At 71.8% G+C, this 10,659-nt stretch carries 1 protein-coding gene (cut by a window edge); it reads right to left on the bottom strand.

The features are described from left to right. On the bottom strand, positions 1 to 10,659 hold part of the coding region annotated (locus tag ABD978_RS07210) for a protein-glutamine glutaminase family protein (protein WP_345350341.1) (this coding region is incomplete at its 3' end). The annotated region continues 41,020 nt past the right edge of the window; 10,659 of 51,679 annotated nt are visible.

Raw genomic sequence — 10,659 nt, 5'->3', positions numbered from 1 at the left:
GACCACCGGCATGAACAGGCACAAGGGCCCCGGCCATCTCCGCCGACACCTCGGGAGCGACGGGCTCGGTCGTCTCCGCCGATGTCTCGGGAGCGACGGGCTCGGTGACGGTGAGCGCCGCGTCGTTCACGTACTCCCCGCGCGGGACCCGGTGCCGGCGTTCGTACGCGCGCAGGTCGTCGATCACCTCGTCGACGCGCCGGCGCACGTGGTCCAGGTCACGACGGCCGGCGCGCACCGAGCCGGCGTGCCGCTCGTCGACGAGGGCGGTCCGGATCGCGGCGAGCGCGGACCGTACGCCGCGGGCGGCGTCGGCGCCGGGGTAGTGGATGAGGGTGTGCAGCGCCACGACCGCATCGGCCTGCAGGTTGCTGGTGACGTTCTCGCGGAAGATCGGATCGACGACCACCTCGGGGGTCCTGCGCGCGATCGAGTCGAGGAGGTCGCGAACGGTCGTCACCAGGTCCCCGCCGGAGGGACTGTGAGCGCTGACCGCCCGCACCGCCGCGGCCAGGGTTTGGTTGAAGGCCTGGCCCTCGGCGGTCCGGATGTTGTGCTCCACCCGCTCGGCCCACGCGTAGAACCGCCGTGCGAGCGCGGCGAACGCACGGGCGGTGCGCATCTCCTCCCGAAGGGTCGCCTCCTGCGGGCCGACCTCGCGCATCTCCAGCACGGCCAAGTCGATCGCGAGGGCGCCGCTGTTGTCGTCCGTGCTGCGGAAGTCCGTCCGGACGTTCATCGCGTCGTACTGCTCGACGAGGACGCGGGCGCGGTTCAGCGGCAGCAGCATGTTGTCGGCGTAGTCGCCGACGGTCATCGTCTTGTCGTTCAGCGTGTATTCGAACAGATCGAGCGGCCGCTCGTTCGACGCGCGTCGGCGCTGCTCGTAGCGGCTGATGGCCGAGGCGAGCCGGTGACTGAGATCCGTCTTCAGCCTGGCACGGATCTGGTCGCGGCCGGCCTCGAAGAACTCCTGAACATCGTCCCAGAATGATTCGCGGATGCCGGCGAAGGACGTGCGCAGGACCCCGTACACGCGGTTCTTCGCCAGTCCGTCGTGATAAAGGAACACGTGGGCCACGGCGTACGCGTGCGTGTTCAGCAGCAGCGCCGCCGTCCGCACCTCCGCGACGCCCGGCACGTGTTCCATCGCCGGCACGGCGAACCGGCCCACGCGCTGCCCCAGATCCTCGTTCAGGTAGGCCCGCGTCACCTCGGCGCCGAACCGCAGGCCCGCCCGCAGCGCGCTGGTCATGTCCCTGTGGTCCGTGAACCTCTGGGCCTCGACCAGGAAGGCGGGGGTGAACGCGACCGGTACTCCCTCGGTGAGGTGCAGGCCGGCCGTCTTCACGTATCCGGGTGGCCGGAGGATGGTCACGTCGTCCGCCCGGGGCCCGTACTGGTAGTCCGGGTCGTCGCCGAACAGCTCCTTCAGGGTGCTGCCGCGCGCATCGCGCCCGCCTTCGCCGTCCCGGAGGCGCACCGCGTTGTTCAGCCGCCGCTCCACGTCGCGGGCCCCGGCCTCCACGACCTCGGGGTCGTGACGATTCTCCTCGCCGGGCAGCACCCGTTCGATCGCGGTGACCACTTCGGTGATCGTGACGTTCTGGTCCCTGACCCGTCCCCGCCTCGACGCCCGCGCCGATCTCTTCGACTCGAAGTAACGACCGCCGGCCGTGTAGATGCCGCCGGTGTCGGTCTCCACCTTGACGCCGGTCCTCCGGTTGTAGACGAGGACCTCCCTGCTGCCGCCGAACCGCGCGCCGTTGTGAACGTGGACGAGGTAGGGCCGCTCGTGCTCGGTGCCCTGCCCGCCCCCGAGCACCCGCGGTGCCTCATCGAGGGCGATCTGATAGGCGAGGTCGGTGGCCAGTCCTCGGTGGTCCGTGGGGCCGTGGCGCGGGACGTCGCGCAGCGCCTGTTCGACCTCCCCGCGGTCGACCCGGCCGCCGAGCCAGGCGCCGCCGAGCCGGGCCAGCTGGGAGTTGACCTCGCTCACGAGGTGGTCCGACACGGTGTTGCCGGCCCGTACGCCCTGGTTCGACGATTCCGGAGCCGGCGGGTCACCGAGCTGCCCGCGGAGGTTCCGGATCAGGCCTTCGAGGTCGGCCGCCGCGCGCCGCATGCCGTCGAGCCGGTGCTGTGCGCGGCGGTGCGCCGGCACGTCGACGTGGCCGCCCGCCGCGTGGGCGGTCCAGAAGCGGTCGACCATCTCCTGCGCCTGCGCGTCGATCGCGGGCCTGACGTCCGGATCGAGACGCTCCCGCAGGTCCCGGTAGTCGGTGCCCGCACGCTCGACGCGTCGTTCCACGGACCCGCGGATAACCTCGAACTGGCGGGCGGACCGGTCGGCGGGCGTCGGCGGCGCCGGGCGGAGCAGGTCCCACGGGATCTCCGGCGCGTCCTCGTCGGTGCTCTCGGCGCCTCTGAAGTGGCCCGGGGTTCGGATGAAGTTGACCCGCGCGGCGCCGGCCGGCCCGAGCCGGGTGACGTACCGATCCTGGATCACCGTGACGGGCAGGCCGAGTTCGTTCGCCGCCAGGTGCGCGATGAGGTCGCCCGTCTCGTTGCGCCAGCTGTCCATCCGGCGGATCTGGTCCACCAGCGCACGTCCCCAGTCCGCGAAGGAGGTTCCGTCCCCCGACTCGTGGAAGAAGCCGGCGTACCGCGAGAGCAGGCCATCGCCCGCCACCGCGAGATCCGCCTCCAGCCGGTCCGCCAGCCAGTTCCGCACCACCTGCACGGACTCGCGGCTGCCGGGCCGGGTGCTCCGCAGGCCGGGGATCTCCCGGGCGAGGTACGGAGCGGCCAGGGCGATGAGGCTGTGGTAGAAGCAGTTGTCATCCGCGGGGACCTCGACCGGCCGAAGGCTCCGGGCGCTGAGCTCCGCGTTCAGCCGCGCCTGGTCGAACGCCTCCGTCTCCGTCCGTAGTGCCCGCGCGGCCGCTCGCTCGATCTCCCGCTCGCCGGCGGTGCGCGTGCCCGACCGGCCGGCGACCGGAGCCGTCCGGCTCGTGCGCAGCAGCGGGTCGGCCGTACGGAATCCAGGAGCCGGTTCGGTGTGGCCGGTCCCGGCGTCCGTACCCGTCCGGCCGATGCCGGTGTCCGTACCCGTCCGGCGGGCGCCGATGACCGTGCTCGTCCGGCCGGTGCCCGCGAACGGGTTCGTCGTGCCGCTTCCGGGGGCCGGTGTCCGCGTCTCCGCAGCGGAGGTCGCGGCTTCCTGGGCGGCGGCCAGCGCGGCGAGCCGGCCGCCGAGCTCCGACACCTCCTCCGGCGTCCAGGCGTGGCCACCGTGCCCGCCGCGGGCCGCGGTGCGCAGCGACTCGACGATCCGGGCGGCGTCCTCCTCGTTCCACTCGGCCTCGTGAATCTGCTCGGACAGCTCCAGGAGGCCGCCGAGCGGATCGTCCGCGTTCTGCCGCCGCCGGCGCGCCTCCGTCTCCTGCCGCCAGAACGCGTGGACGGCCGCCGCGTCGTACAGCAGTGCCGGCAGCTCGAGGTTCAGGTCGGCCAGGCGATCCCGGCGAGCGGTGATCTCGGCGTTGAACGCCTGCTCGAACGTCTGCTGGCGGACCGGGGCGGTCAGGTAGATCCGGCCCATCTCGCTGCGGTCCAGCCCGTACACGTCCGCCTCGGCCCGCTGCGCGGACGACAGCAGCCCGTGGGTCTCGGCGACGGCGGCGCTGAAGAAGTGGGTCCGCGAGGTGATCGGCGAGAAGACGCGCGTCGCGCGGGTTCCCCAGTCCGGTCGTGTGAGGACCGGGTCGAAGGCGTACATGCCGCCGTTCGGGTCGATCCAGGTCTGGTGCACCGAGCCGTCGCCCCGGGTGATGTCCACGCGTACGTGCGCGGCGAGCGCGTAGGCGGTGTCCCGTCCGACGTAGACGGGGTGCAGTCCCAGGTCCGCGACGGCGGGCGGGAGTCCGGCGGGCCGGCCCTCGGGATTGTCCGGCCGCTGGGCGTGCAGCGCGTTGACGGTCCTGATGACGTCGGTCGTGGCCTGCTGAATGGAGTCGACCGAACCGGTGACCGGCCGCGCCCCGTCGACCTGCCGCTCGTAGCGGACGAGGGCGGCGGGTTTCGCGATCGGGTCGATCTGCCGGATCGCGGCCAGGTCGGCGGTCATCGTCCGCACCGCCCAGCGCAACACCGCCTCGTGAGTCTGTGCGGCCAGGTCCAGCGCGTCCGCGGTGAGGACGATCGGCCGGCCGGGGCCGGCCTGCCAGCGGATGTGGCGGGCGACGGTCTGGTACGCCCGGATCGGGTCGGTGTGCCGGCTCGCCGCGTCGGTCAGCAGCGGGGCGAGGTCGAACCGCGGCGCCTGGTCCATCGAGGGCCAGTTCAGCGACTCCGGCCGGGCCTGGAGGCGGATCCGTGCCTCCTCGCGCCGGGCGAGCAGGCCCTCGATCTGCGCCTGGGAGATCTCCGCGTAGACGTCGCCGAAGAACGGATCGCTGACGAACCGCCCCGTCGGCGTCGGCCTGCGGAACAGGTGGTGATCCGCACGGTCGGCGAACAGGCGCCCGCGGAAGCGCATCCGAACGAGGAAGAGCGGACTGCGTTCCTTGCCGTGCTGCTCGCGGCGGTAGTTCTCGGTGCCCGCCATCGCGTCGTTGAACGAGGTGACACGGTTGTTCGAGGTCCCCGTCTCCCAGGAGTGGGCCGGGGTGTGATCCCCCATCGGGCCGTGCGCGCTCAGCGAGGCGTCCCCCACGACCCGCGTGTGGTCGCTGCTCGCGCTGACGGTGGTGCCGCTCTGGTGCTTGTTGTAGCGGCCGGTGCCGGTCCCCTCCTTCATCCGCCCGATCACCTCGAGCCCGCTCAGGTCGCCGTGCAGCCACATCTCGGCCCGCTCCTCGGAATGGCCGGGAACGAAAAGGTTCTCGGCCAGCTTCAGCGGTGCCGCACCGGACGCCTCGCGGACGTTGTTGACGATGTGCAGACGGGACAGCAGCACGGGCAGGGACAGGCTCTTGCGGGTCCGGGGGTCGTCGGCGGTGGCGCCCAGGAGCACCTCGATCCGGCTCGGCTGGAAGATCTCGTTGAGGAGCTTCATGCCGATCGGCAGGGCGTCGTCGATCATCGCCTCGGTGATGTAGGCGTTGACCGGCAGTTCCGGAAGCCGCGTCAGGTCGGGCAGCGGATGCGGGCCCCGCAGGCGGCGGCCCTCGGCGAGGGAGCGCGGCATCTGGATCACCAGCGTGCCCGACTCGGTGACGGTGCTGGTCGCGCTGTGGTGGGTCCAGTGGTCGAACTCCGCGTTCAGCGTCTTGACCAGCGGGCGGCCGGTCGGGTCCAGCCGCCGGACCGTCACGGTCAGCTCGTGTTCCATCCCGACCAGATAGTGCGCGCCACCGTAGACCGTCTGCTCGACGACTCCCTGGTCCGTCCGGGTCGTTCCGCGGTGATGGCCCTCGGAGGTCTTCGCGTCGACGGCGTCCCCACCGGTGGTCTGCTGCTGCCCGCCGGTGCCGAGCTTGGCGAAGGTGAAGGACTGCGATCCGTCCCGGGAGTGGGACTCGGCCGTGGTGCGGTACTGGTGCTCGTACACCTCGGTCGCGGTGTTCGGCACGAAGTCCCGCACCTTCGGCGACGCGATGCGGAGGTCAAGGTTGATCTCGACGATGTCCGACAGCAGCCAGCCGATCGGGTTCACCAGGTAGAAGGAGTACCCGTCCTCGGCCGGCGAGGGTCCCAGGAGGGCCTGGTCCCGGCCCTTGGCGAGCAGGTTCGCCAGCAGCGCGAGGTCCCGGCCCTTGCCCAGCATCCCCTGCAGGGCGTCGACTCCGCCCTGCATCCGCCCGATGACCCGGTGCTTGGCGTCCCACAGCGCGGCGCCGGCCGTCAGCAGGCCGGGGGCGACCTTGTCGACCTGTTCCCGAACGATCTGGTAGGTCGACTTGCCGTTCGCGAAGCGGAAGCTCTCGACGCCGTGGAAGCCGAGGCCGGGGTCCTCCCGCTCCAGGTACTCCGGCAGCTCGATCTCCTCGAACGGGATCGGCGGCTCCCCCAGCTCCTGCCCGAAGGCCTCCTTGAACCGTGTCCGCACGTCGCCGTCCCGTACGGGCGCCGCCCCCTGGGTGTGCAGGAAGGCCACCGTCCGGACCAGTTCGCCGCCGTCCACCCCCGGCAGCGTCTCCGGGGTGTACGACCCGTCGGTCGTCCAGCGGTGCAGGATCCCCGCCGCCACGTCGCCGCTGAGCGCGAGGTCGCCGGCCTGCCAGGCGTTCAGCGCCTCGGCCAGGCGCTCCCCGGGCAGCGCCGGGCCGCCCTCGGCGTAGGCGACCAGGTCATCGGGCATCTCGATGTACGGGTCGGCGGCCCGGGGCTCGGCCAGCGGCAGCTCGAACGCGTCGGTGAAGGCGCGTCTGACGCCCGGGTCCGTCACCCGGGCGCCGCCGAAGTCGTGCACGTCGGCCAGCTCGGCGGCCCGCGCGGCGACGAAGCGCAGAAGGTCCTTCGGAGGGTTCGGCCGCTCGGCCAGATCGTTCTTCCAGCGGGTCAGCACGCCGGCGGCGACGTCGCCGGGCAGCCGCAGCTCACCCCTGCTCCACCGGGTGAGCGAGTCGGTGAGCTGGGCGTCGGACACGGGCAGGACCGTGTCTGCGTACTGGGCCAGCCCGTCCGGCTCGACCAGGATGTAGATGGCGTCGCGGCCGTTCACCTGGCGCGGGGCCGGCCGGTGAAGACTGGAGGGCAGGAGCTTGGCGTGCGCCTCCTGCCGCGCCCGCACTGTGAAGTTCGCGGGCGCCTGGTAGAGGAACGCACGCCCGACCTTGATCTGGATGAGCTCCTTGGCGGCTCCGCGCCCGAACCCTCGCGAGGTGTTCCACTGCCAGCTCCGGCTGAAGTCCCACTCGCCGGTGAGGCTCGCCTCCCCCGCCACGTTCCCGAACGCCAGGTCGAACTGTTCCCAGCCGAAACCGTGGGAGTCCTTGGTGCTGAGCCTGTTCTCCAGCAGGAACAGGTAGATGAGGCCGAGCACGAACGGATCGGAGGTGGCGCCCATGAACCGGGACGGGCCGAGGTCGCCGGACAGGTCCAAGGCGCCGAAGAGGTCGCGGAACCACCCCGGATCGAACGGCCCGTCGGTGGTGTACTCGCCGTTCAGGATCTCCTTGAGGTGCGCCTTGACCATGAACAGACCGGCGAACGCGCTCACCTCGCGGTCCGCGACTCCCGCCGGGCCGGTGAAGCCCTTCAGCATCGCGGCCGCCGCCGGCGTCAGGCCGGTCGCGTCCAGATGGAAGACCACGGCCTGCTCCAGGGCCTCGGCCGGCGTCCACTTCTCGCGGAGCATCACCTCCCGGGGCGACAGGTCGGTGGGCGAGGGCTGTTCGGCCTCCGTGAACGGCATCAGGTACGCCGTGGCCTTCTGATCGCGCAGGGGCGGCAGGGTGACGTCGCGCCGCCCCTTGGCGATGTTCCCGATCCGGCCGGAGTGCTGGAACTCGATCTTCGCGTGGAGGTCGTAGGTCACCTCCCACACGTCCAGCAGCCCGGGGATCTCGAGGAGTTGGGGAACGTTGCTCAGGAAGCTCACGGCGTCGGTGGCCCCGACGGTGCGCTGGTACTCCACCCCCAGGAGGGCCGTCTTCATGAACCGGAACAGCGTCTTGAACTTGATACCGATCGCGATCTTGCGCGTGTGGGTCGCCGACTGCCCGGCGCTGTCCATCGCCATCGGCAGGTTCGCCGTCGTGTAGGCGTCCGTGGACCGGAGGTACTTCGGCGGCGCCTCCACGCGCTCCGTGATCCCGATCGTCACCTTGGCCGAGTCGACGTCGAGGTCCATGCCCGCGCCGCCGCGGCGCAGGCGCAGGGTGAACGTGTACTTGTCCTGGTGCGCCACGTCCCAGTAGGAGCTCAGCCCCCAGAGCGAGATCCACTTGCGGAGCTGGTCCTGGCCGTCCAGGCGGCTGAGCACCTTGTTGCCGTGCGTGTAGAAGTGCTCCCCGGCGAACGGGTCGTCGTCGTTCTCCGGCAGGAAGCCGTGGGCCTTGAGCCGCGTCGCGAGCGCGTCGTACAGGGCCTCGACGGTCGACTCTTCGGGCTGCGCCCAGCCGGTGCCGATGCCCCTGTGCTTCAGCAGGTACGACGGGGGCTGCTTGGTCTCGGGGTCCTCCGTCCGCCGGCCGGTGTCGCGGAGCGCGTCGGCGCGGTAGGGCACCGTCCTGCCCTCGGGCGCCTCCTTGAACGCCTCCTTGTCGACCGGCAGCCCGTGCTCGAGCGCCTCCGTCTCGGTGGCCCGGATGAGCGCGCGGCTGAGGACCACCGGCGTCCTCGTCAGGCTCGAGGACGACGTCTTGGCGCCGCGGACGTGGGCCACGCCGTAGAGGCCGAGCCGCATGTCGTTTCCGGTGGTGTGCCCCGTGGCCCTCGGCACCACGACGTTCAAACCCACGCGGCCGCCCGAGAGCGACTCGGAGTTCGCGTCGGTGTACGGCGCCGCCACGCTGATCCCCAGACCGAACTCGTCGGCCTGCAGCGGCAGCGGCGCCAGGTCGAACTCGACGCTCGGCACCGTCCACCTGGTCGAGTTGGAGAGGCTGTGGCCGCTGCTCACGCCGCGGATGCCGGTGCGGACGTTCTCGATGTGGACCTTGTCGCTCGTCGCGCCGACCCGGCGCGCCTGGGGCAGCCGGTCGCCGTGGAGCCGTACGACCGCGAGGACCGATCCGCGCTTGTCGTGCAGCGTGAACGAGTAGCCCTGCTTGCGGTCGTTGATCGCCTTGTCGAGGTGAGTGTTCAGGTTCCACAGCTTCTGCAGCAGTTCCGCGCGGGGCACACTGCCGATCCTCAGCTGCAGCCCCTGCGACGCCAGGACGCCGATGACCTCGTCGAACAGCTTCGGCAGGTTCGTCAGGCCCGACGCGTAGAAGTGCGGCGGCAGCTTGGTCGACTTCACGCCCGCACCGGTCGCGGTCACCTGGTCGGCCGCCGGCGCCTTCAGGTACGGCTCGGGCATCCACAGCAGCAGCTTCTCGGTGCCCGGGTCCTGGATCCGGAACGGCTTGATGTGCTCCCAGTCCTGAGCCTGCCCCTTCTTCGGGTCGACCCGGATCTTGAGCGCGATGTTCGGCGTGTAGGCCACCAGATTCGAATCGATCCGGGCGTCCTCCACGTGGCCGCCCTCGGCGTCGGCGATATGGCTCGTGCTGCGGTTCGACTGGTTCGCGACGCCCGACACCCCGACGCCGACCTTGACGACCTGCAGCACGAGGTACGGCGCCGCGCCGATCCCGAACGTCAGCGACAGCGCGCCCCGCGTCGCCCCCGTCTGGCCGGCGTGGGTCTCGACGTGCGCGCCGGTCGTGTACGCCGCGTTGATCGTCTCGTAGCCGACGTTCTCGCCCTCCGGGGCGGGCAGGGTGGCCGGCCGGGTCGTGGAGCCCGCCATGTTGTCGACGGTGTACGGATCCGTGGGGTCGAACGTCACCAGCAGCTCGACGTCCCCGAACGGCACCATCAGGCCGCTGGTGTTGGCGTCGTCGCCGCTGTCGCCGAGCGTGTACGTGAAGTTGCTCACCAGCCGCTGCACCAGGCCCACCATGTCCTTCTCGGACGGGGGGAACCCGTACGCGGTGAGCGCGCGCCGGACCGCCGTGAGCACCTGCGCCATGTACGGCAGGCCCACCCGTGGCACCCCGATGGACCGGGCCGCCGGATCCACCATCACCGGCCGCATCACCGCCCGCTCCGGTGGGGCCGGCGGCGTACCGTGCTCCCCGACTGCCGTGCCGGTCAGCTCGGAGTGGATCGGCGTGCTCGCGGACTCGCCCGGCAGGTACATCCGGAACCGCCCGACGTAGGCCCCGTCAGGCGAGGAGGGCTTGGGCTCCGACCCCCGCATCGCCTCCTTGCCGCTGCCGACGGCCGTCAGCGTGCCCCTGGCCGGGTCGAAGCGCACGCCGCGCGGCGCGGCCAGCACCGGCCCGCCGCTCAGGTCCGCCAGCGACGTGGCGATCTCCCCGGATCCGGGCATCAGCAGGAACGGCTGGTGCCCTGGGGCGCGGGCGGCCAGCAGCCCCATCAGCGTGGTCGGCTCGATCGGCCGGTCGCCGGCCATCAGCGCGCCGTTCTCCACCCGGCCCAGGACGAACACCGTCTGCGGCGGCACCAGGTCACCCAGCAGCGCGACCGTCGCCTCGTCGAAGGCCACGTCCCTGGGCGCTCCGGGCAGCCAGAGCGCCACCGGGCGGTCGTTCACGACGCCCACGCGCGCCTGTCCGAGCAGCTCGTCCAGGGACAGCGGCTCCGGTTCGTCGCCCTCGGACTCCTCCGATTCGAACTCCGAGCCGCTCTCCTCCGAGGCGGTGGTGTCGCCCTGCTGGTCGGCCCACCGAACATGCCGGACGGGAGCGGGCGGCGCGACCTGGCGATGGTCGCCGGTCACGCTCTCGACCTCGTCCTCGGAGGACACGGAGGAGAGGTCCTCCGTCGGCTCCTCCTCGGAGATCTCCTCGACCGGCCCCCGCACCACCGTCACCGGCATGGGGTTGCCGCTCGACGACGACCCCGAGAGCCCGGTCACGGCCGGGATGCCTCCCGCGGCGTCCGAGCCGCCCCGCAGCCTGGGCATCTTCGCCAGGTCCCCATCGAAGGCGATCCAATGCGCGAGGTCGTTCGCCAGGCCCCGGGGGTCCGTGGGGCCGG

Source organism: Actinoallomurus liliacearum (genome assembly GCF_039542035.1).
GTDB classification, from domain to species: domain Bacteria; phylum Actinomycetota; class Actinomycetes; order Streptosporangiales; family Streptosporangiaceae; genus Actinoallomurus; species Actinoallomurus liliacearum.
This window is presented reverse-complemented; position numbering and strand designations above follow the sequence as displayed.